Source organism: Pseudomonas sp. LAM2023 (assembly GCF_016620375.1).
In the GTDB taxonomy this organism is placed as follows: Bacteria; Pseudomonadota; Gammaproteobacteria; order Pseudomonadales; family Pseudomonadaceae; genus Aquipseudomonas; species Aquipseudomonas anuradhapurensis.
This window is the reverse complement of sequence record NZ_JAENHV010000015.1, coordinates 160,277-181,178: the sequence shown is the minus strand read 5'-3', so window position 1 is coordinate 181,178 and position 20,902 is coordinate 160,277. Positions and strand designations below refer to the sequence as shown.

Annotated in this window: 20 protein-coding genes; 2 read left to right on the top strand and 18 right to left on the bottom strand. The window is 65.3% G+C overall.

The window, feature by feature from the left end; genetic code table 11:
- Positions 1–93 precede the first annotated feature (93 nt).
- On the bottom strand, positions 94–1,365 hold the full coding sequence (locus JKP78_RS06500; RefSeq protein ID WP_186672614.1) for an Hsp70 family protein: 1,272 nt from the start codon (positions 1,363–1,365) through the stop codon (positions 94–96).
- Positions 1,366–1,529: 164 nt separating this feature from the next.
- On the opposite strand from JKP78_RS06500, the gene cbpA reads away from it, so the two are divergent.
- Both cbpA and JKP78_RS06490 read left to right on the top strand, forming a co-directional pair.
- Positions 1,530–2,483 (top strand): curved DNA-binding protein, encoded by a 954-nt coding sequence (gene cbpA / locus JKP78_RS06495; RefSeq protein WP_186686501.1) that lies wholly within the window; start codon positions 1,530–1,532, stop codon positions 2,481–2,483.
- Between the two features lie 2 nt (positions 2,484–2,485).
- A complete protein-coding gene (locus tag JKP78_RS06490) occupies positions 2,486–2,791 on the top strand; it encodes a chaperone modulator CbpM (RefSeq protein ID WP_170032959.1) in 306 nt (101 codons plus the stop codon).
- 203 nt (positions 2,792–2,994) lie between these two features.
- On the opposite strand, the gene JKP78_RS06485 is transcribed toward JKP78_RS06490, so the two are convergent.
- The 17 genes from JKP78_RS06485 to cbiE form a co-directional block, all read right to left on the bottom strand.
- Positions 2,995–3,510, bottom strand: coding sequence for a GNAT family N-acetyltransferase (locus JKP78_RS06485; RefSeq protein WP_200626302.1), 516 nt, complete (start codon positions 3,508–3,510; stop codon positions 2,995–2,997).
- Between the two features lie 31 nt (positions 3,511–3,541).
- On the bottom strand, positions 3,542–4,240 hold the full coding sequence (urtE, locus tag JKP78_RS06480) for an urea ABC transporter ATP-binding subunit UrtE (RefSeq protein WP_170032955.1): 699 nt from the start codon (positions 4,238–4,240) through the stop codon (positions 3,542–3,544).
- 140 nt (positions 4,241–4,380) lie between these two features.
- Complete coding sequence (urtD, locus tag JKP78_RS06475; RefSeq protein ID WP_170032953.1) at positions 4,381–5,238, bottom strand: urea ABC transporter ATP-binding protein UrtD; 858 nt, start codon at positions 5,236–5,238, stop codon at positions 4,381–4,383.
- Positions 5,235–6,314 carry an urea ABC transporter permease subunit UrtC gene (gene urtC, locus JKP78_RS06470; RefSeq protein WP_186686509.1) on the bottom strand — a complete coding sequence of 360 codons (1,080 nt, stop codon included), beginning with the start codon at positions 6,312–6,314 and terminating at the stop codon, positions 5,235–5,237. The genes urtD and urtC overlap by 4 nt, the downstream gene beginning before the upstream one ends.
- A complete protein-coding gene (gene urtB / locus JKP78_RS06465) occupies positions 6,314–7,801 on the bottom strand; it encodes an urea ABC transporter permease subunit UrtB (protein ID WP_186686511.1) in 1,488 nt (495 codons plus the stop codon). The genes urtC and urtB overlap by 1 nt, the downstream gene beginning before the upstream one ends.
- A 127-nt stretch (positions 7,802–7,928) precedes the next feature.
- Positions 7,929–9,194, bottom strand: coding sequence for an urea ABC transporter substrate-binding protein (gene urtA / locus JKP78_RS06460; protein WP_200626300.1), 1,266 nt, complete (start codon positions 9,192–9,194; stop codon positions 7,929–7,931).
- Between the two features lie 289 nt (positions 9,195–9,483).
- On the bottom strand, positions 9,484–10,890 hold the full coding sequence (cycA, locus tag JKP78_RS06455; RefSeq protein WP_200626293.1) for a D-serine/D-alanine/glycine transporter: 1,407 nt from the start codon (positions 10,888–10,890) through the stop codon (positions 9,484–9,486).
- Positions 10,891–11,127: 237 nt separating this feature from the next.
- Positions 11,128–12,495 carry a PepSY-associated TM helix domain-containing protein gene (locus JKP78_RS06450; protein ID WP_200626291.1) on the bottom strand — a complete coding sequence of 456 codons (1,368 nt, stop codon included), beginning with the start codon at positions 12,493–12,495 and terminating at the stop codon, positions 11,128–11,130.
- Positions 12,496–12,550: 55 nt separating this feature from the next.
- Positions 12,551–14,617 (bottom strand): TonB-dependent copper receptor, encoded by a 2,067-nt coding sequence (locus JKP78_RS06445; RefSeq protein ID WP_200626289.1) that lies wholly within the window; start codon positions 14,615–14,617, stop codon positions 12,551–12,553.
- A 67-nt stretch (positions 14,618–14,684) separates the two neighbouring features.
- Positions 14,685–15,116 carry a DUF2946 domain-containing protein gene (locus tag JKP78_RS06440; protein ID WP_200626282.1) on the bottom strand — a complete coding sequence of 144 codons (432 nt, stop codon included), beginning with the start codon at positions 15,114–15,116 and terminating at the stop codon, positions 14,685–14,687.
- A gap of 22 nt (positions 15,117–15,138) precedes the next feature.
- Positions 15,139–15,624 (bottom strand): copper chaperone PCu(A)C, encoded by a 486-nt coding sequence (locus JKP78_RS06435; protein WP_200626280.1) that lies wholly within the window; start codon positions 15,622–15,624, stop codon positions 15,139–15,141.
- Between the two features lie 47 nt (positions 15,625–15,671).
- Complete coding sequence (locus JKP78_RS06430; protein ID WP_024087799.1) at positions 15,672–16,061, bottom strand: DUF2946 domain-containing protein; 390 nt, start codon at positions 16,059–16,061, stop codon at positions 15,672–15,674.
- 135 nt (positions 16,062–16,196) lie between these two features.
- Positions 16,197–17,051, bottom strand: a complete 855-nt coding sequence (locus JKP78_RS06425) for an SPFH domain-containing protein (protein ID WP_186686530.1) — start codon at positions 17,049–17,051, stop codon at positions 16,197–16,199.
- A 26-nt stretch (positions 17,052–17,077) separates the two neighbouring features.
- Complete coding sequence (locus JKP78_RS06420) at positions 17,078–17,512, bottom strand: NfeD family protein (RefSeq protein WP_186686531.1); 435 nt, start codon at positions 17,510–17,512, stop codon at positions 17,078–17,080.
- A 238-nt stretch (positions 17,513–17,750) separates the two neighbouring features.
- Positions 17,751–18,470 (bottom strand): cobalt-precorrin-6A reductase, encoded by a 720-nt coding sequence (locus JKP78_RS06415; protein ID WP_200626278.1) that lies wholly within the window; start codon positions 18,468–18,470, stop codon positions 17,751–17,753.
- Positions 18,467–19,561 (bottom strand): cobalt-precorrin-5B (C(1))-methyltransferase, encoded by a 1,095-nt coding sequence (locus JKP78_RS06410; RefSeq protein WP_186686533.1) that lies wholly within the window; start codon positions 19,559–19,561, stop codon positions 18,467–18,469. Before JKP78_RS06410 ends, JKP78_RS06415 begins: the two co-directional genes overlap by 4 nt.
- The gene (cbiE, locus tag JKP78_RS06405) at positions 19,554–20,765 is read right to left on the bottom strand and encodes a precorrin-6y C5,15-methyltransferase (decarboxylating) subunit CbiE (RefSeq protein WP_200626276.1); all 1,212 of its coding nucleotides are present in this window, start codon (positions 20,763–20,765) and stop codon (positions 19,554–19,556) included. The genes JKP78_RS06410 and cbiE overlap by 8 nt, the downstream gene beginning before the upstream one ends.
- Between the last annotated feature and the right edge of the window lie 137 nt (positions 20,766–20,902).

The following is a 20,902-nucleotide window of genomic DNA, read 5'->3' as shown; positions in this document are numbered from 1 at the left end:
CCGCTCCTACAGGGACCGCGTAGCCAGGTGGAGGCATGGTCCTGTAGGAGCGGCCTTGTGTCGCGATGGGCTGCAAAGCAGCCCCCAAAGCAATCAGGCCACGCCGTAGCGCTTGCGTGCCTCGATGGCCAGCCCGCTGCCAATGCTGCCAAAGATGTTGCCTTCCACATGCCGCGCATTCGGCAGCATCGCCGCCACGCTGTTGCGCAGCGCCGGGATCCCGCTGGAACCGCCGGTGAAGAACACCGTGTCGACCTGGGTCTCGCTGACACCCGCCTTGGCCAGCAATTCGCTCACGCTGCCACGCACGCGCTCCAGCAACCCTTCGATAGCCGCCTCGAACAACGTACGGGACAGGTCCACGCCCAGCTCGCGCTCGATGCGGCCGAGGTCGACGCGCCGGCTCTGCTGCTCCGTCAGCTCGATCTTGCTGGCCTCCACTTCCATCGCCAACCAGTGCCCGGCACGCTCTTCGATCAGCTTGAACAGGCGGTCGATGCCCAGTGTGTCCTCGATGTCGTAGCGCATGCTGCCCAGGGCCAGTTGCGACTTCTGCGAGTACAGGGCGTTGATGGTGTGCCAGGTGGCCAGGTTGAGGTGGTAGCTGGTGGGCATCAGCGCGCCGCTCTTCATGCGGCTGCCGTAGCCGAACAGCGGCATCACGCCCTGCAGGCTCAGTTGCTTGTCGAAGTCGGTACCACCGATGTGCACGCCGCCGGTGGCGAGGATGTCGCTCTGCCGTTCGGCAACCAGGTGGCGCTCGGGCGACAGGCGGATCAGGGTGAAGTCCGAGGTACCACCGCCGATATCGACGATCAGCACCAGCTCTTCGCGGCTGATGCCCGACTCGTAGTCGAAGGCCGCGGCAATCGGCTCGTACTGGAACGACACGTCCTTGAAGCCGATCTTGCGCGCCACTTCGGCCAGGGTATCCTCGGCCTCCTGGTCGGCGGCCGGGTCTTCGTCGACGAAGAACACCGGGCGGCCCAGCACTACCTGTTCGAACTCACGGCCGGCAGTGGCCTCGGCGCGCTTCTTCAGCTCGCCGATGAACATGCCCAGCAGGTCCTTGAACGGCAGGGCGCTGCCCAGCACGCTGGTATCGTGCTTGATCAGCTTGGAACCCAGCAGGCTTTTCAGCGAGCGCATCAGACGCCCTTCATAGCCTTCCAGGTACTCGTGCAGCGCCAGGCGGCCATACACCGGCCGACGTTCCTCGATGTTGAAGAACACCACCGAGGGCAAGGTGATCTTGCCGTCTTCCAGGGCAATCAGCGACTCGACACCCGGGCGGTGCCAGCCAACCGTGGAGTTGGAGGTGCCAAAATCGATGCCCAGGGCGCGGGCCGGGGATACGTCAGACATGGGGAATGAGCTTCCGGAGGCAAAACGGCCGCGCAGTGTATGCCAGTTGGCCACAGAATCAAGACCGGTCATCTGCCCTGGAGCAAACCCAAAGCGGTCTTGAAAGGCTATGCTTGAGCCCTATCTTCAGTGGCAACACGCACATTCACATTGGTGATCCATAGATGGACTTCAAAGACTACTACAAGATACTTGGCGTAGAGCCCACGGCGGACGAGAAGGCGATCAAGGCCGCGTACCGCAAGCTGGCGCGCAAGTATCACCCCGATGTCAGCAAGGAGCGCGACGCCGAGGAAAAATTCAAGGAGGCCAACGAGGCCTACGAAGTGCTGGGCGACGCGCAGAAACGTGCCGAGTTCGACGAAATCCGCAAGTACGGCGGCCAGCATGGCCGGCCGTTCCAGGCGCCACCGGGCTGGGAAAGCCGTGGCGGTGGCGGCGGCTTCGAGGGCGGTGATTTTTCCGACTTCTTCAGTTCGATATTCGGTGCCCGGGGTGGCAACCCCTTTGGTGGCGCCCGGCAACAGCAACGCAGTGCCGGCAGGCGAGGGCAGGACGTGGAGCTTGAACTGGCGGTATTCCTTGAAGAGACCCTGAACAAGGAGTCCAAGCAGATCAGCTTCCAGGTGCCGCAGACCAATGCGATGGGCCAGCGCACCGGCTTCACCACCAAGACCCTGAACGTGAAGATCCCGGCCGGGGTGACCGATGGCGAGCGTATCCGCCTCAAGGGCCAGGGCGCGCCGGGCAGCGCAGGCGGGGCCAACGGCGACCTGTTCCTGACCATCCGCATGGCACCGCACCCGTTGTTCGATGTCGAAGGTCATGACTTGATCATTACCGTACCACTGGCACCGTGGGAGGCAGCACTGGGCGCCAAGGTGGCCGTACCGACCCTGGACGGCAAGATCAACCTCACCATCCGCCCCGACAGCCAGAGCGGCCAGCGTCTGCGCGTACCGGGCAAGGGCCTGGCCAACAAGAGTGGCGAGCGTGGCAACCTTTACGCGCAACTGAAAGTGGTCATGCCGCCAGCATCCGACGAGTCTGCCCGCGAACTGTGGACCAAGCTTTCCGAGAAGGCTGCGTTCAACCCGAGGACACAATGGAGTAAGTGATCATGAGCAGCACCCTGATCGTTCAACTGGACATGCGTACCTTGTGTCAGGAGGCCGACCTCACGGCTGACTGCGTGATCGAAATCGTCGAGCACGGCATTGTCGAACCCTCCGGGCGAACGCCGGAGGACTGGTTGTTCGACGATCAGGCACCGTTGCTGGCCAAACGCGCGGCCAAGCTGCACGAGGAGCTGGAGCTGGAGTGGGAAGGGGTGGCCCTGGCGCTGGAGCTGTTGCAGGAGGTGCGGCAGTTGCGTAGCGAGAACAGCATGCTGAGGCAGCGCTTGGGCAGGTTCATCCAGATGTGAGCTGGTGCAGGGACGGCTGATGATGGTCCCTGTAGGAGCGGCCTTGTGTCGCGATGGGCTGCAAAGCAGCCCCTGATCGTCGCTCTGGATCAAGATTGTCGGGGCTGCGTTGCAGCCCATCGCGACACAAGGCCGCTCCTACAGGGGGCGCACCCGTGGCGTATCAGTTGAGTTCAGCCCCCGGGTTCAGCACCCGTGGCGTATCAGTTGGGTTCAGCCCCTGGGTTCAGCACCAGTTGCATGAAGGTCAAGTCCAGCCAGCGGCCAAACTTCACCCCCACCTGCGGCATCTGCCCGGTCACCACGAAGCCCAGCCGCTCGTGCAGGCGCACCGACGCGGCATTGCCGCTCTCGATGGCCGCGACCATCACATGCTTGCCGCAATCCCGCGCGCGTTCGATCAGTGCCGCCATCAGCTGCGGCCCCAGGCCCTTGCCACGTTGGTCGCCACGGACATACACCGAATGTTCCACGGTATGGCGAAAGCCCTCGAACGGCCGCCAGTCGCCAAACGAGGCATAGCCGAGCACGCCGCTGTCATCCACCGCCACCAGGATCGGGTAGCCCTGCTGCGCCCGTGATTCGAACCAGGCCTGGCGGTTGCCCTGGTCAACCGGGGTTTCGTTCCAGATCGCCGTGGTGTTGCGCACCGCGTCGTTGTAGATGTCGAGGATGCCCGCCACGTCGGTGGGTAGGGCGTCGCGGATGTGGTGCGTCATGACAGCGTCTCGCAGGTTCGTTGTGTGCAGGTTAAATGGTTACCAGCCCGCGCACACCTTCCGCCTGCATGTTTTCGCCACGGCCACGCTGGATGATCTCGCCACGGGCCATCACCAGGTACTGGTCGGCCAGCGCCTCGGCGAAATCATAGAACTGCTCCACCAGCAGGATGGCCATGTCGCCACGTTCGGCCAGGCGGCGGATGACCGCGCCGATTTCCTTGATCACCGAGGGCTGGATGCCTTCGGTCGGCTCGTCGAGGATCAGCAGGCGCGGGCGGCTGGCCAGGGCTCGGCCGATGGCCAGCTGTTGCTGCTGGCCGCCGGACAGGTCGCCGCCACGGCGTTGCTTCATCTGCTCGAGTACCGGGAACAGCTCGTAGATGAACGCTGGCACTTCACGGGCTTCGCGGGCGGGGAAGCGCGACAGGCCCATCAGCAGGTTTTCCTCGACGCTCAGGCGCGGAAAGATCTCGCGGCCCTGGGGTACGTAGGCGATGCCGGCATGGACCCGTTGCTGGGGTTTGAGTGCGGTGATCGGCTTGCCTTCCCATTCGATGCTGCCGTCGCGCACGGGTACCAGGCCCATCAGGCAACGCAGCAAGGTGGTCTTGCCCACCCCGTTGCGCCCCAGCAGGCAGGTGATTTCACCGACCCTGGCTTCGAAGGACAGGCCGCGCAGGATGTGGCTGCCGCCGTAATACTGGTGCAGGGTGTCGATCTTGAGCATGTGTGTATTCCTGAAATTGTTGCTGTGCCTGTGCCGGCCCTTTCGCGGGCTCGCCCACAGCTACTGCACAGCTCTGGAAGCTGGTGCAAAACCTGTGGGAGCGGGCAAGCCCGCGAAGAGGCCGGCACAGGTTTCCATGGCTAGCGGCCCAGATACACCTCGACCACCCGCTCATCCGCCTGCACCTGCGCCAGCGACCCTTCCGCCAGCACACTGCCCTGGTGCAGCACGGTCACATGGTCGGCAATGCTGCCGACAAAGCCCATGTCATGCTCCACCACCATCAGCGAGTGCTTGCCGGCCAAGCCCTTGAACAGCTCGGCGGTGAACTCGGTCTCGGCATCGGTCATGCCGGCTACCGGCTCGTCCAGCAACAGCAGTTGCGGCTCCTGCACCAGCAGCATGCCGATCTCCAGGAACTGCTTCTGCCCGTGCGACAGCAGGCCCGCCTGGCGTTGGGCCAGCGGCAGCAGGCGCAAGGTGGTCAGCACCTCGTCGATGCGCTGGCGCTGTTCGCCGTTCAGGCGCGCGGCCAGGCTGGCCCACACCGACTTGTCGGTCTTCAACGCCAGCTCCAGGTTCTCGAACACGCTCAGTGCTTCGAACACCGTGGGCTTCTGGAACTTGCGCCCGATCCCGGCCTGGGCGATCTGGTATTCGCTCATGCGGGTCAGGTCGAGGGTGTCGCCGAAGAAGGCGCTGCCGGTGTCGGGCCGGGTCTTGCCGGTGATCACGTCCATCATCGTGGTCTTGCCGGCGCCGTTGGGGCCGATGATGCAGCGCAGTTCGCCGACACCGATGTACAGGTTCAGCGCGTTGAGGGCCTTGAAGCCGTCGAAGCTGACGCTGATGTCTTCAAGGCTGAGCACCGTGCCATGGCGGGTGTCCAGGCCAGCCTTGCGGCTTTGGCCCAGGCCGATCGCATCGCGGCCGCTGCCAAGGGTGTCGAACACAGGTTCGAGCATGAATTCCGGGTGGACCGGGGGCACGCCTCTCATGGCTGGCTCCTTTTCTTCAGCAGGCCCACCACACCTTTGGGCAGGTACAGGGTGACCAGGATGAACAGCGCGCCGAGGAAGAACAGCCAGAACTCCGGGAAGGCCACGGTGAACCAGCTTTTCATGCCATTGACCAGGCCGGCGCCGAGCAGCGGGCCGAGCAGCGTGCCGCGCCCGCCCAACGCCACCCACACGGCGGCTTCGATGGAATTGGTCGGCGACATTTCGCCAGGGTTGATGATGCCCACCTGCGGCACGTACAGCGCGCCGGCCAGGCCGCACAACACGGCACTGAGCACCCACACCAGCAGCTTGAAACCGCGCGGGTCGTAGCCGCAGAACATCAGGCGGTTTTCCGCGTCGCGTACGGCGGTGAGCAGGCGGCCGAACTTGCTGCGGGTCAGGCCCCAGCACAGGTACAGGCTGGCCAGCAGCAGGCCGACCGTGCACAGGAACAGCACGGCACGGGTACCCTGGGCGGCGATATCGAAACCGAGGATGGTGCGAAAGCTGGTGAAGCCGTTGTTGCCGCCAAAGCCGGTCTCGTTGCGGAAGAACAGCAGCATGCCAGCGAAGGTCAGGGCCTGGGTCATGATCGAGAAATACACGCCCTTGATGCGTGAGCGGAAGGCGAACCAGCCGAATACCAGCGCCAGCAGCCCGGGTGCCAGCACCACCAGGCACAAGGCCCAGGCGAAGTGCTGGGTGCCGGCCCAGTACCAGGGCAGTTCGCTCCACGACAGAAAGGTCATGAACCCCGGCAGGCCGTCACCGGCGGCCTGGCGCATCAGGTACATGCCCATGGCGTAGCCACCGAGGGCGAAGAACAGGCCGTGGCCCAGCGACAGCAACCCGGCATAGCCCCAGACCAGGTCCAGCGCCAGGGCCACGATGGCGTAGCAGAGGATCTTGCCGACCAGGGTGAGGGTGTAGGCCGACACCTGCAGGGCATGCTCCGCCGGTAGCAGCGACAGCAGCGGCAGGGCCACCAGCAGCAGGACGACGACGGCGCCGATGGCCAGCGACAGGCGCGGCCCGGCCTTTTGCGCAGCAGTGACAAGCAGTGGCTGGTTCATCAGTCGATTACCCGTCCCTTGAGGGCGAACAGGCCTTGCGGGCGCTTCTGGATGAACAGAATGATCAACGCAAGGATGAGGATCTTGCCCAGTACCGCACCGATCTGCGGTTCCAGCAGCTTGTTGGCTATCCCTAGGCCGAAGGCTGCCCACAGGCTGCCGGCCAGCTGGCCGACACCGCCGAGCACCACCACCAGGAACGAGTCGATGATGTAGCTCTGGCCGAGGTCGGGGCCGACGTTGCCGACTTGGCTCAGGGCCACGCCGCCCAGCCCGGCGATGCCCGAGCCGAGGCCGAAGGCGAGCATGTCGACGCGCCCGGTGGAAACGCCGCAGCAGGCTGCCATGTTGCGGTTCTGGGTAACCGCACGCACGTTCAGGCCCAACCGCGTGCGGTTGAGCAGCAGCCAGGTGAGCAGCACCACGGCCAGGGCGAAGCCGATGATCACCAGGCGGTTGTACGGCAGCACCAGGTTGGGCAGCAGCTGGATGCCACCGGACAGCCAGGCCGGGTTGCTGACTTCGACGTTCTGCGCGCCGAACAGCAGGCGGATGGCCTGGATCAGGATCAGGCTGATGCCCCAGGTCGCCAGCAGGGTTTCCAGGGGGCGGCCATAGAGATGGCGGATCACCGTGCGCTCCAGGGCCATGCCGACCCCGGCGCTGACGGCGAAGGCCACCGGCAGGGCGAGCAGCGGGTAGAACTCGATGGCGCCGGGGGCGTAGCGCTGCAGCAGCACCTGGACCATGTAGGTGCTGTAGGCACCGAGCATGAGCATTTCGCCGTGGGCCATGTTGATCACGCCGAGCAGGCCGAAGGTGATCGCCAGGCCCAGGGCCGCCAGCAGCAGGATCGAACCCAGCGACAGGCCGCTGAATGCCTGGCCGAGCAGTTCGCCGACCAACAGCTTGCGCTGCACCTGGGCCAGGCTGGTTTCGGCTGCGGTGCGTACGCCCGGGTCGGCTTCCGCGCCCGGTTGCAGCAGTGCTTCGAGGCGGGTGCGCGCCAATGGGTCACCGGTTTCGCCGAGCAGGCGCACGGCAGCCAGGCGTACGGCCGGTTCGCTGGCGCCCAGTTGCAGGTTGGCCAGGGCCAGGCCGAGGGCGGCGTGCACGGCGGGGTCCACCTCGAGGGAGAAGCGCCGGTCGAGGAAGGCCATCTGCGCGGGCTGGGCGCTCTTTTGCAGTTGCTGGGCGGCGGCCAGGCGCGTGGCGCTGTCGTTGTCGAGCAATTGGTGGCTGGCCAAGGCATTGTCGATCAGGCCGCGCAGGCGATTGTTCAGGCGCACCTTGCGGGTGTCATCGGCGGCGATGTGGCCTTGGCGCAGGTTGTCCAGCAGCGGCAGGCGTGCGGCATCGGGTTGTGCCGCCCAGCTTTCGAGCAGTTGGGCTTGCTCGGCGGGCTTGGCGGTGAGGAAGAATTCGCCCTCGCTGGCCTGGGTTGCCAGGGGCAAGAGCAGCAGGAGGGTGAGCAGGAGTCTGAGCATTCGGGCAGTCCTGGAATACAGTGGTGGATGCTTCGCGGGCAAGCCCGCTCCCACAGGTGCGGTGAAAGGTTTGAAACTGTGGGAGCGGGCTTGCCCGCGAATGGGCCGCAAAGCGGCCCCAATGCACTCAGTTACCTTTCACTGCGTTATCAGGGCGCTTGTCGTTCCCGGGAATGAACGGGCTCCACGGTTGCGCCCGCAGCGGCTGCTCGGTTTCCCACACGACGCTGAACTGCCCGTCATCCTGGATCTCGCCGATCATCACCGGCTTGTGCAGGTGGTGGTTGGTCTTGTCCATGGTCAGGGTGAAGCCCGACGGTGCCTTGAAGGTCTGCCCGGCCAGCGCCTCGCGGACCTTGTCAACGTCGGTGGACTTGGCCTTCTCGGCGGCCTGGGCCCACATGTGGATACCCACATACGTGGCTTCCATAGGGTCGTTGGTCACCGCCTTGTCGGCACCCGGCAAGCCCTTGGCCTTGGCGTAGGCCTTCCAGTCGGCGACGAACTTCTGGTTGACCGGGTTATCCACCGACTCGAAGTAGTTCCACGCCGCCAGGTGGCCGACCAGCGGCTTGGTGTCGATGCCGCGCAGCTCTTCTTCGCCGACCGAGAACGCCACCACCGGCACGTCGGTGGCCTTCAGGCCCTGGTTGGCCAGTTCCTTGTAGAACGGCACGTTGGAGTCGCCGTTGACGGTGGATATGACCGCAGTCTTGCCGCCGGCGGAGAACTTCTTGATGTTGGCGACGATGGTCTGGTAATCGGCATGGCCGAACGGGGTGTAGACCTCTTCGATGTCCTTGTCGGCCACGCCCTTGCTGTGCAGGAAGGCGCGCAGGATCTTGTTCGTGGTACGCGGGTAGACGTAGTCGGTGCCCAGCAGGAAGAAGCGCTTGGCGCTGCCGCCGTCTTCGCTCATCAGGTACTCGACGGCCGGGATGGCCTGCTGGTTGGGCGCGGCGCCGGTGTAGAACACGTTCGGCGACATCTCTTCGCCTTCGTACTGCACCGGGTAGAACAGCAGGCCGTTGAGCTCCTCGAACACCGGCAGCACGGATTTGCGCGACACCGAAGTCCAGCAGCCGAACACCACCGCGACCTTGTCCTGGGTCAGCAGCTGGCGGCTCTTTTCGGCGAACAGCGGCCAGTTGGAGGCTGGGTCGACCACGACCGGTTCGAGCATCTTGCCGTTTACACCGCCCTTGGCATTGATCTCGTCGATGGTCATCAGCGCCATGTCCTTGAGCGAGGTCTCGGAAATCGCCATGGTCCCGGACAGCGAATGCAGGATGCCGACCTTGATGGTCTCGGCGGCCTGGATACTCCAGCTCAGGCCCATCGCCGCGATCGATGCGCTAAGGGTAAAGGCCTTGATCAGACTGCGACGCTTCATGTGCTCTCTCCGCTGAGTTTTTTTTAGGGTGTTGGGCAAGCGGAGAGGAGGTTGCAAGGGGTGTGCCTGGTGGCTCAAGGCCCGTATTAGAGGGGTTATGCGAGGTGTTGGGGCGTGGGTTGGATCCAGGTTGGTGCCTGGGGGATTTGTGTGCACAGGATTGGGGCCGCTGTGCGGCCCATCGCGACACAAGGCCGCTCCTACAGGGAAACGCGCACCTCAGGGAAACGCGTACACCTGTAGGAGCGGCCTTGTGTCGCGATGGGCTGCAAAGCAGCCCCCGAGTCCTTCAGCCGTTACGCATCGCCGTGCGCGGATGGCGCTTGCTGCGCACGAACTGGTAGGTCACCGCCAGCAGCACGAACCAGAGCGGCGTCACCAGCAACGCCGAGCGCGTGTCCGCCTCCAGGCTCAGCAACACCAGGATGAAGGCAAAGAACGCCAGGCACACGTAGCACATGAAGCGCCCGCCGGGCATCCTGAATTTCGACGCCTGGTGCAGCGCCGCGCGGTGCTTGCGGTACTGCAGGTACGACAGCAGGATCAGCGTCCAGACGAACATGAACAACACCGCCGAAACGGTGGTGATCAGGGTAAAGGCCTCGACCACGTTGGGCACCAGGTAGATCATCACTGCACCCAGCAGCAGGCAGGTGCAGGAGAAGTACAGGCCATTGGCAGGTACCGAGTGGCCCGACAGCTTCCCGAACGCCTTGGGTGCGTCACCTTCCTGCGACAGGCCATACAGCATTCGGCTGGTGGAAAACACGCCACCGTTGGCCGACGAGGCCGCCGAGGTCAGCACCACGAAGTTGATGACACTCGCCGCCGCCGGCAGGCCGGCCAGTACGAACAGTTCGATGAACGGGCTCTTGCCCGGTACCACGTCGCGCCAGGGTGTGACGGCCATGATTGCGATCAGTGCCAGCACGTAGAACATGATGATACGCAGCGGGATCGAGTTGATCGCTCGTGGCAGGGTGCGCTCCGGGTTCTTCGCTTCGGCGGCGGTGGTACCCACCAGTTCGATGCCGACGAAGGCGAACACGGCGATCTGGAAGCCGGCGAAGAAGCCCATCAGGCCATTGGGGAACATGCCCCCGTCGTTCCACAGGTTGGCCAACTGCGCGGTGCGCCCGCTGGGTGAGGTGAAGCCGCTGATGACCATGTACAGGCCGGTAGCGACCAGGCCGAGAATGGCGACGATCTTGACCAGGGCGAACCAGAACTCCAGTTCACCGAACATCTTCACGGTCACCAGGTTCAGTGACAGCAGCAGCGCCACGAAGGCCAGCGCCGGTATCCACTGCGGCAGGTCGGGGAACCAGAATTGGGTGTAGGCTGCGATGGCGACCACGTCGGCGATGCCGGTGACCACCCAGCAGACCCAGTAGGTCCAGCCGGTGAAATAGCCCGCCCAGGGGCCGAGCAGGTCGGCCGAGAAATCGATGAACGATTTGTAGTTGAGATTCGACAGCAGCAATTCGCCCATGGCACGCATGACGAAGAACAGCATGAAGCCGATGATCATGTAGACGAAGATGATCGACGGCCCGGCCAGGTTGATGGTCTTGCCCGAACCCATGAACAGGCCGGTACCGATGGCGCCACCGATGGCGATCAGTTGGATGTGACGGTTGGTCAGGTTGCGTTGCAGATGTGGCTCATCTGGCGGGGTTGGTGAAGTTTGCGTCATGGGCTGCATTCCATTGGACATTCGGTCGTCTTGGCGAAGGTAGCCGGCTAGGCTAACACGCACGTTCCAGTTCGGGGCGCGACAGATCGACTCGACTTTTGGGGAGCAGTTTTGTGCCTGTGCCGGCCTCTTCGCGGGTGAACCCGCTCCCACAGGGACCGCGCTGCCCTCAGGCTTGACGCAGAAACTGTGGGAGCGGGTTTACCCGCGAAAGGGCCGGCACAGACGAAGCAAGGCTCAAGCGCTGGCCAGCACCCGGCCGCGCCTGACCACCAGGCTATCTACCAGCCACATCACCACCATCGACACCCCCACCAGCGGAAACACCACCCCCAGCACCAGCATCACCGCCACTGCCGTCTTCCAGCGCGGCAGGTCATGGCGCAGCGGCGGCACACCCAGCCCGCCGGCCGGCCGGCGCTGCCACCACATCAGCAGCCCGCTCACCGAGCCCAGCAGGATCATCAGGCACACCAGCAGGATGATGATCTGGTTCAGCGCCCCGAACAACTTGCCTTCATGCAGCATCACCCCAAGCTCGGTGGCCCGCGCCACCGGGCTGTAGTCCTGCCAGCGCACGTCGGCCAGGACCTTGCCGGTGTACTGGTCGACATGCAGGGTGGCGTCGTTGCGTGGGTCGTCGGCGAACACCGCGATGGTGAATACACCGTCAGCCGTGGTCGGCAGGGTGATGCTGTAGCCCGCTTCGACCTGGCGCGCGCTGGCGATGTCCTCGACCTGTTGCACGCTCACCTGCGGTGCGGCGGGCAGGTCCGACATCATGTGATGCCCGGCGTGTTCGGCGTGCGCACCGGACTGCGGCATTGGCGTGTTCTCCACCGCCCAGGGCACTGTCTGGCGGTGCGCAGTGTTCAGTTCCCCCGCCTGCTGGTCCGACCTGGGCACGTCGTTCCACATGGCCGCCGGAAAACGGTTCCACAGATCGGCATATTGCTTGCCCCACAGGCCCGTCCAGGTCATGCCGCTGAGCAGCATCAGCAACAGCAGGGCCGAGCCCCAGAAGCCCGTCACTGCATGCAGGTCGCGCCACAACAGACGGCCGCGCGCCGATAGCCTTGGCCACAGTACGCCGGCGCCCTTGCGCCCGCGTGGCCACCACAGATACAGGCCTGACACCACCAGTACGATGCCCCAGCCCGCAGCCAGCTCCACCAGGCGGTCGCCGAGCGTGCCGACCATCAATTCACCATGCAGGGCGCGGGCAATGGCCTGCAGGTTCTGCTTGCCGTCCTGCTCGCCGAGAATCCTGCCGCTGTAAGGGTCGACGAACACGTTCAGTTCACGCCCACCGTCATGCACCACGAACTGCGCGCTGCGCTCGGCGTTCAGCGGCGGCAGGTACTGGCCGACGTGGCCCTTGGGATAGGCCTGGCGCACTTCGGCCAGCAGCGAGTCGGCGCCCTGTCGATGATGGCCGGCTTCGACCACCATCAGGTCGCGGTACAGCAGCGGGTCGAGTTGCGGCTTGAACAGGTAGATGATCCCGGTAACCGCCAGCAGGATCATGAACGGGGCCACGAACAGCCCGGCATAGAAGTGCCAACGCCAGGCCAGGTTGTAGAAATTGATGCGTGTTCCTCTCATGGGAACCTCCAGTTTTACCAAAGGGCGCAACACCAGGTTGCGCCCGCGGTTGTTGTCAGAAGCTGAAATCGACCTTGGTCCAGAACGTCCGGCCTGGCTCGTTCACCGGTTGTGGGTCGGTGGCCGGGTAGCCGAACCCGGCGTTGCCGGCCAGGTTCAGGTGCTCGGCGTAGGTCTTGTCGAACAGGTTGTCGACCCCGGCGCTGAGCTTGAGGTGGTTGCTGACCTTGTAGGCGCCATTGAGCGAGAACACGCCGAAGCCGGCGCTGTTGTCGTAGTCCTTGCCGACCACGTTGCCCTGGTTCTCGGCGATGCGGTTCTGCGCCGCCACCAGCCGCCACAGTGCCCCAACGCTCCACACATCGCGGCTGTAGGTCAGGCCCAGGCGGCTTTCGAGGGGCGGCATCTGCGGCAGTGCCGTGCCGTCACTGCTGTTCTTGCCCCAGGCGTAGGCCAGGGTGGCGTCGGCCTTCCAGTGGTCGGTCAGCTGATAGGCCGCTCCCAGTTCACCACCCATGATGCGGGCGTCGATGTTCCGTGCCTGCGAAGTGCTCATGCCCATCATGCCGCTGCGGTAGTCGAACAGGATGTAGTCGCGGATCTGCCCGACATAGCCCGAAGCCCAGGCCTCAAGGCGCTCGGTGCGGTACTGGATACCGAAGTCGAGCTGGGTGGTCTTCTCTGGCTTGATACCGTCGAAGGCGTTGGCCGCACCGGGTGGTGCCAGCTTGGGCGAGAACAGCTCCCAGTAGTCGGGGAAACGTTGGGCATGGCCAAGGCCGACGTACGTGGTGGCCGGGATGGCTGCCAGGTCGTGCTCGTAGCGGACAAAACCGCTGGGCAGGGTGTCGGCGCGGGTGTCGCCATTGGTCGCGCTGTTTGCGCGGAAGTCGCGGGCCGAGGCGCGGTCCAGGCGGGCACCGGTAATCAGGCGGTCTTCACCGCTGACGTACCAGGTCAGTTCGCCAAAGGCGCCGTAGTTGTGGAAGTCGGCGTCCTTGGTCCAGGCCTGGCCCTTGTGGGCATCCATGCCCATGCCGCCGCGTTTGCGGTGTTCGTTGGTCTGCGCGTCGATGCCACCGATCAGCTGCACATCGGCCCAGCGCCAGGTGGCCTTGATGCGTGCGCCCAGGGTGCGGCGGTCGACGTTGCTGACCATTGGCATGCCCATCATGCCGCTGCCCGACGGTGTGCGCAGGCTGTAGTTGTCCATCACATGGTCGGCGTAGTTGTAGTAGACCTGCGTCTCGACCTTGTCGAGCACCTCGCCGAGGTTGGACTTTTCAAAACGCAGCCCTAGGCTTTCGCGCTTGAACTGCGAGCCGTCCATGCCGCGCCCGGCATAGCGAGCCTCACCGTCGCCCTTGCCGGCGGTGAGCTCCAGCAAGGTGTCCTGGTCGGGCGTCCAGCCGAGGGCGACATCGCCGTTCCACTTGTCCCAGCGGGATGGCACGGTGTTGTCGCTGCCGTCGTGGTAGTCATCCGAGCGCGACTGGTTGCCGACAAAGCGGGCGTAGGCCTGGCGGTTGCCGGCGGCGGCGTCCAGTACCTTGTCGAAGCGGCCGTTGGAGCCAGCCAGCAGGCTGGCATTGACCCGGCTGCCGAGGCGGCCGAACTTCTCCGGTTCGCGCTCGAAGAGGATGGTGCCTGCCGATCCGCCTGGGCCCCAGATTACGCTTTGCGGGCCTTTGATCACGGTCAGGCGGTCGTAGGTTTCCGGTGAAATGTACGAGGTGGGGGCGTCCATGCGGTTCGGGCAGGCGCCGAGCATCAGCCCGCCATTGGTGAGGATGTTCAGGCGCGAGCCGAACATGCCGCGCAATACCGGGTCGCCGTTGGTACCGCCGGCGCGGATGGCGGAAAACCCCGGGATGGTTTTCAGATAGTCGGCGCCGTCGCTGGCCGGCACTGGCTGGCGCGGGTCTTTCGGGTTGGTGACCACGGTCAGTGGCGAACTCGGGGCTACCGCGGTGATTACCGTCGGGCTCAGCTCAGGTGCGTCGTGGGCATGGCCTTCATGGCCGGGTTCGGCGGCCAGTGCTACGGGCGCGAGCAGCGAGCCGCACACGGCGGCGAGGGTCCCACGCAGGGACCAGGCAAAAACAGGGGTGCAGCCGGACATAATGATTCCAGTCGATCAGTCATGAGTCAGCACGAAGCCTCCTGGCTCCGTGCAAAATGATGTGCGGTCAGACGTTGATCGAGAAGGGCGGCGCGCGGCTGCGCGCGCCGGGGAATACAGCCTGCCGGGCATGACCCTGGCGCGTGGGGGCGAGCAGGTGGGTGGTGGCAACGACGCTGTCGGCGCAGAGCGGGCTGAGCGCCTGCGGCAGGGCCGGGCAGTTGAACAACAGGCTGCAATAACCGCACTTTTCCCACATCACATGCAGCTGGCCATCGCCAGCCTGACCGTGATGGGTGTCGCCGGCATGCTGATGGCCGGCCGCCATCGGCATGTCCATCGGCATGCTCATGCCGGCAGGGTGGTCCATCGGCATCGACTGGGAAATCAGCGGGCCGATGAAGATCATCCACATGGCGAACAGGCTCAGCCATACGCCACCGGCGCGCCTGCGGTCAGGGCGGGTGGTACGGCTGTGGCTGTGGCGCGGCAAGCTCACGGCGAGTGCCTGGCAGCAGGTGTCAGTGCGCGTGTTCGTGGGCTTGCGGCGGGTCCGCTGGCGCCTGCTTCTGCACCGCCACTTCGACGGTGAGTTTGCCGGCCTTCTCGAAGTGCAGGGTCAGCGGGAAGCGCTTGCCATCGCTGAGCAGGCTGCGGTCCTTGGGCTGCATCAGCATCACATGGTAGGCGCTGGGGGCGAAGGTCAGGTCCTTGCCGGCGGGCACCACGACGCTGGGTACCTGTTGCATCTTCATGGCGCCGCTGGCGCTCATGGCATGTTCGTGCAGTTGCGCATCGTCAGTGATCGGGCTGTCGACACCGAGCAGGCGGTCGTCGGCCTGGCCATTGTTGTGAACCACGAAGTACGCCGCGACGTTGGGCGCGTTGGGAGGCAGCTGCAGCGACCAGGGGTGGGCGATATGCAGGTCGCCCACACTGTATTCGTGGGCATTGGCAAAGGCGCCGGGCAGCAGCAGGGCGGCCACGACGAGGGCGTGCTTGAGCATGGTGAATCTCCGTTTCTGTTCAGGTTCAGGCAGACAGGGCGATGAACTCAGGCCAGCGGAGAGGCACGAGGGTTGAGCGCTGGCCAGAGTTGGCGCGGCGTGGCGTGATAGTCGGCGGGTGGCGGCAGCAGCCCGGCCAGCAGTATCGGCGGGTTGTGCAGCTGCGGCGGGTAGCCGGGCAAGGCCAGCAGTGGCGCGGCACCGGAGCAGCACCAGCAATTCATCATGCTGGCGCTATCGTCGCTTTGGGGGCCGAGGTCGATCTTGGCCAGTGCCTGGACGTCGACCTTGGCCTTGTTGGCCATGCTGGAACAGAAAGCCCCCCACAGCAGCTGTTCGGCCGGGCCCTTGGGCGCAGCAGAGGACAGCGGCATGGCCAGCAGGTTGAACAGCACTGCGAGGCAGGCTATCCAGGCGATGTGCCGACGTGGGGGCATGGAGAGATCCGGTCAGGAATCGTGGTGGCTATTGTACGGCCGAGTATAGGTAAAAATGTCGGGGTGCGGTGAAGTGACGCAGGCCGGGCCCGTCGGGAGGGCTGCTTTGCAGCCCAATCGCCGGCAAAGGTACCCTCAAGCCTTGTTACGACCCATCAACCCGCGCACGGTCTCCTGCAGGTCCGCCGGCAGCACCACCACCTTGGCATTGCTGCTGCCCGCCAGGTTCTCCATCGCCCCCACATAGCGCTCGCCCAGCAGGTACATCGCCGGCACGGTCTCGTTGCCCACCGCGTCCTTGACCAGGGTGATCGCCCGTGCCGAGGCCTCGGCCAGGCTGACCTGCGCCTCGGCATCCAGCCTGGCCGCCTGCAGGCGTGCTTCGGCCTCGAGGATCGCCGCCTGCTTGGCCCCTTCGGCGCGGGTTACATCGGCCTTGCGCTCACGCTCGGCGGCCGCCTGGCGCTCCATGGCCAGTTGCATGTTCTCGGAAGGCTTGATGTCCTGGATTTCCACCGAGCGCACGGTCACGCCCCAATCCTCGGTCTGCTCGGACATGGCTTCACGCAGGCGCGCCTTGATCTGCTCGCGGCTGGACAGCGCTTCGTCCAGGTCCATGGCACCGACGATGGCGCGCAGCGAGGTCATGGTCAGGCTGGTGACGGCGAACGAGAAGTTCTGCACGCCATAGGAGGCCTTCTGCGGATCGACCACCTTGGCGAAACACAGGGCGTTGGCGACGATCACCGCGTTGTCCCGGGTGATGATCTCCTGCTCTTGCACATCGAGGATGATGTCCTTGGTCGGCAGGCGGTAGGCAACCACGTCCATGTACGGGATGACGATGTTCAGGCCAGGCTTGAGCGTGCTGTGGTAACGGCCAAGGCGCTCGACGATCCATTCCTCGCCTTGGGGCACGATCCGCACCCCCTTGAACACGGTGATCAGGACGAACAGGGCGATGGCGGCGACGACGATGAGGCTGGTCATGGTGCGCAATTCCTTTTGATACAGGTTCAGGCCCGGATGACCCGGGCGGTATTCCCTTCGATGGCGGTAAGGCGTACCCGCTCGCCAGCGGCGATCTCGCTGTCGGCGATGCAGGTCCATTCTTCGTTGCCGAGCACTGGCTTCTGGAAGCGTACCCGGCCTTTGTGGAACTCTGAGACGGCAGCGGTCAGCAGCCCGACTTCACCGATCACGCTGTCGGCGGTCCAGCGTACATCCGGTTTGCGCCGGAACAGCTTGAACCACAGTGCCGTGGTGATTGACGAGAGCACCACCCACAGCAGCACCTGCATGTCCAGATGCAGGCTGGGAGCGGCCAGCGAGATAAGCGAAACCAGCACGGCACCGATGCCGAACCAGAGGATGAAGAACGTCGGCAGAACCAGTTCGAGCAGCATCAGCGCGATGCCGAAGACCAGCCAGATCCACCATTGCATGTCCATATGGGTAGCGCCTTCCAGAGGGAGGAGGCGAGTTTAAGGCAGCAGGGCGGCAGAGGGCCACCTGAAGGCTGAATGAAAAGCCCGAAATGGCTGTAGGACTATCTTCTGAGAAGTGACGCGATCTCGTGTAGGAGCGGCCTTGTGTCGCGATCGGGCTGCGTAGCAGCCCCAACAATTCGCGTGTCAGTGCTGAACTCCTGGGGCTGCTGCGCAGCCCGATCGCGACACAAGGCCGCTCCTACAGGTCGAGTGCTGCAGCCAGGTCATGCAGCGATTCGAATACCCGGTCCACAGCTGGCAGCACCGGACGCTTCAGCACCAGCACCGGCACGCCCAGCTCCCGCGCCACCTCCAGCTTCGGTTCGGTCGCCACGCTGCCGCTGTTCTTGCTGATCAGCACATCGATGCCACGACGCTCGAACAAGGCCCGCTCATCGTCGATATGGAACGGCCCACGCGCGCCAATCACTTCACAGCGCTCGTTGCCAGGGCACGCTTCCAGCGCGCGCAAGGTCCAGAACTGCTCGGGCGGAATTTCAGCCAGGTGCTGCAGCGGCTCACGCCCCAGGGTGAACAAAGGCCGGCGGAACGGCTTGAGGGCGTCGATCAACCCGGCCCAGTCGTCGACCTCGCGCCAGTCGTCCCCCGGCCGTGCCTGCCACGCCGGGCGGCGCAATGCCCAGCAGGCGATACCGGCACTACGCGCCGCGATGGCGGCATTGCGGCTGATCTGCGCGGCGTAGGGGTGGGTGGCATCGATCAGCAAGCTGATGCCCGCCTCGCGCAGGTAGCCGGCCAGGCCCTCGGCACCGCCAAAGCCGCCTACCCGCACCTGGCATTGCAGGTCCTGCGGCACGCTGCCGATGCCGGCCAGGCTGTAGACGTGCTGCGGGCCAAGGCGGCGAGCGATGGCCAGGGCTTCGGTGATGCCGCCCAACAGCAGGATGCGCCCGTTCATGGCACGCCCGCCCGGCCAACGATGCCGCCCTGGCGGTCGATGGCGAATACCTCCACGTGCACCTCGGCCGGCACGATGCTGCGGGCGAAGGCTAGGGCATGGGCGCAAACCGCATCACCCAGCGTAATGCCGGCGGCATGCGCCAGGGCCAGAGCCTGCTGGCTGGTGTTGGCTGCCCGGATCGCCGCCTGCAGCGCTTCGTCAGCGCCGATGTCCGCAGCCCAGCCGGCCAGTTGCGGCAAGTCGATGCTGGAATGACGGCTGTGCAGGTCCATGTGCCCGGCCGCCAGCTTGCTGATCTTGCCGAAGCCGCCACACAGGGTCAGGCGTGGTACTGGCACCTTGCGCAGGTGCTTGAGCACCGCGCCGACGAAGTCACCCATTTCGATCAGGGCGATTTCCGGCAGGCCATAGACGCGGCGCATGGTGTCCTCGCTGGCGTTGCCGGTGCATGCAGCAATGTGCGTGTAGCCATTGGTGTGGGCCACGTCGATGCCCTGGTGGATCGAGGCGATGTAGGCCGCACAGGAAAACGGCCGCACGATGCCGCTGGTACCGAGGATCGACAGCCCGCCAAGAATGCCCAGGCGCGGGTTCATGGTTTTCAGCGCCAGCTGCTCGCCGCCCTGCACATTGACGGTGACTTCGAAGCCACCGGCATAACCGCATTCGTCCGCCAGGCTTTGCAAGTGCTCGCTGATCATGCGCCGCGGCACCGGGTTGATGGCCGGCTCACCCACTGCCAGCACCAGCCCCGGGCGGGTCACGGTGCCGACACCGGTGCCGGCGACAAAGCGGATGCCTGGTTCGGCCAGCAGGCGCACCTGGCTGTAGAGCAGGGCGCCGTGGGTCACGTCCGGGTCGTCGCCGGCATCCTTGAGCGTGCCCGCCTCGGCACTTTCGCCGTTCAGGCGGCAGAACTCCAGGCGCATCTGCACCACCTTGCCCTTGGGCAGGGTGATACTCACGGCATCGCTGCTCGTCCCGCTCAGCAGCAGGCGAGCGGCCGCCAGGCTGGTTGCGGTGGCGCAACTGCCGGTGGTCAGGCCGCTGCGCAGGGGCGCGGGCTGTTCACGGGTTTCTTCACGCATCGGCGGGTTTCACGATGTCCAGCAGGGTGATCGGTAGCGCCTGGCGCCAGGTGTCGAAGGTGCCCAGTGGCTGGGCATGCGCGACGTGGATGCGGGTCAGCTCGCCGCCGTGGCGTTCGCGGAACTGCGTCAGGGCCAGTTCGCTTTGCAGGGTCACTGCGTTGGCTACCAGGCGGCCGCCGGGGCGCAGGCTTGCCCAGCACAGGTCGAGCACGCCGTCGCGGGTGACGCCGCCGCCGATGAAGATGGCATCGGGCTGTTCCAGGCCGTGCAGTGCTGCCGGGGCCTTGCCGCGTACCAGTTGCAGGCCGGGTACCCCCAGCGCATCGCGGTTGTGTTCGATAAAGCCCTGGCGACCCTCGTCGGCCTCGATGGCCAGGGTCCGGCAGGCGGGGTGGGCGCGCATCCATTCGATACCGACCGAGCCGCAGCCCGCGCCGACGTCCCACAATAGTTGGCCGGGCTGTGGCGCCAGGCGGGCGAGGGTGATGGCACGGACATCGCGCTTGGTCAGCTGGCCGTCGTGGCGGAAGGCGCTGTCCGGCAGCCCGGCGAGACGGTGCAGGTGAGCGGCGTGTGGCGCAGCCCGGCATTCGATGGCCACCAGGTTGAGCGCAGCGACCTGGGCATGTGGCCAATCCTCGGCGGAGCCGGACAATTCACGTTCCGCTGCCCCGCCCAGATGCTCGAACACCCGCAGCCGGCTTGGCCCGAAACCACGCTCGCGCAACAGCGCAGCAATCGCCGCCGGGCTGTCGCCGTCGTTGCTCAGCACCAGCAGGCGCGCGCCACTGTGCAGCTGGGCATTCAGTGCAGACAGCGGGCGGGCGACCAGTGACAGCACCTGCACGTCCTGCAGTGGCCAACCCAGGCGGGCGGCGGCCAGGGCGCAGGACGAGGGCATCGGCAGCACGTGCATTTCTGTTTCAGGCACCTGGCGTGCCAGGCTGGCACCGACGCCGTAGAACATCGGATCGCCGCTGGCCAGCACGCACACCGGTTCGCCGCGCAGGGCCAGCACCGGGGCGAGGGAGAACGGGCTCGGCCAGCCCAGCCGCTCGCCGGCCACGCAGCGCGGCAGCAGAGCCAGCTGGCGCGGGCTGCCGAAGATCCGCGCCGCGCCCAGCAGCGCGCGCCGGGCCTGCTTGCCCAGGCCACTGAAGCCGTCTTCGCCGATGCCTACTACTGTCAGCCAGGGTGCCATGTATTTCATTCCGCCATGATTGGGGCCGCTGCGCGCCCCTGAATTTCTGCTCAATCGCTGATGATGCTCGACCACCGGCTTTTCATGCCGCCGGACAAAGCAGGCATAATACCGCGCCTTCTACACTCAAGCGCATT

Excerpts from the sequence above, each read along its gene's own strand:
- cycA (WP_200626293.1), bottom strand. The coding sequence starts at position 10,890 with ATGACGCAAACTTCACCAACCCCGCCAGATGAGCCACATCTGCAACGC.
- JKP78_RS06450 (WP_200626291.1), bottom strand. The coding sequence starts at position 12,495 with ATGAGAGGAACACGCATCAATTTCTACAACCTGGCCTGGCGTTGGCAC.
- cbiE (WP_200626276.1), bottom strand. The coding sequence starts at position 20,765 with ATGGCACCCTGGCTGACAGTAGTAGGCATCGGCGAAGACGGCTTCAGT.
- JKP78_RS06430 (WP_024087799.1), bottom strand. The coding sequence starts at position 16,061 with ATGCCCCCACGTCGGCACATCGCCTGGATAGCCTGCCTCGCAGTGCTG.
- JKP78_RS06435 (WP_200626280.1), bottom strand. The coding sequence starts at position 15,624 with ATGCTCAAGCACGCCCTCGTCGTGGCCGCCCTGCTGCTGCCCGGCGCC.
- JKP78_RS06445 (WP_200626289.1), bottom strand. The coding sequence starts at position 14,617 with ATGTCCGGCTGCACCCCTGTTTTTGCCTGGTCCCTGCGTGGGACCCTC.
- urtC (WP_186686509.1), bottom strand. The coding sequence starts at position 6,314 with ATGAACCAGCCACTGCTTGTCACTGCTGCGCAAAAGGCCGGGCCGCGC.
- JKP78_RS06490 (WP_170032959.1), top strand. The coding sequence starts at position 2,486 with ATGAGCAGCACCCTGATCGTTCAACTGGACATGCGTACCTTGTGTCAG.
- JKP78_RS06425 (WP_186686530.1), bottom strand. The coding sequence starts at position 17,051 with ATGACCAGCCTCATCGTCGTCGCCGCCATCGCCCTGTTCGTCCTGATC.
- JKP78_RS06415 (WP_200626278.1), bottom strand. The coding sequence starts at position 18,470 with ATGAACGGGCGCATCCTGCTGTTGGGCGGCATCACCGAAGCCCTGGCC.
- urtD (WP_170032953.1), bottom strand. The coding sequence starts at position 5,238 with ATGAGAGGCGTGCCCCCGGTCCACCCGGAATTCATGCTCGAACCTGTG.
- urtB (WP_186686511.1), bottom strand. The coding sequence starts at position 7,801 with ATGCTCAGACTCCTGCTCACCCTCCTGCTGCTCTTGCCCCTGGCAACC.
- cbpA (WP_186686501.1), top strand. The coding sequence starts at position 1,530 with ATGGACTTCAAAGACTACTACAAGATACTTGGCGTAGAGCCCACGGCG.
- urtE (WP_170032955.1), bottom strand. The coding sequence starts at position 4,240 with ATGCTCAAGATCGACACCCTGCACCAGTATTACGGCGGCAGCCACATC.
- JKP78_RS06410 (WP_186686533.1), bottom strand. The coding sequence starts at position 19,561 with ATGCGTGAAGAAACCCGTGAACAGCCCGCGCCCCTGCGCAGCGGCCTG.
- JKP78_RS06420 (WP_186686531.1), bottom strand. The coding sequence starts at position 17,512 with ATGGACATGCAATGGTGGATCTGGCTGGTCTTCGGCATCGCGCTGATG.
- JKP78_RS06485 (WP_200626302.1), bottom strand. The coding sequence starts at position 3,510 with ATGACGCACCACATCCGCGACGCCCTACCCACCGACGTGGCGGGCATC.
- JKP78_RS06500 (WP_186672614.1), bottom strand. The coding sequence starts at position 1,365 with ATGTCTGACGTATCCCCGGCCCGCGCCCTGGGCATCGATTTTGGCACC.
- urtA (WP_200626300.1), bottom strand. The coding sequence starts at position 9,194 with ATGAAGCGTCGCAGTCTGATCAAGGCCTTTACCCTTAGCGCATCGATC.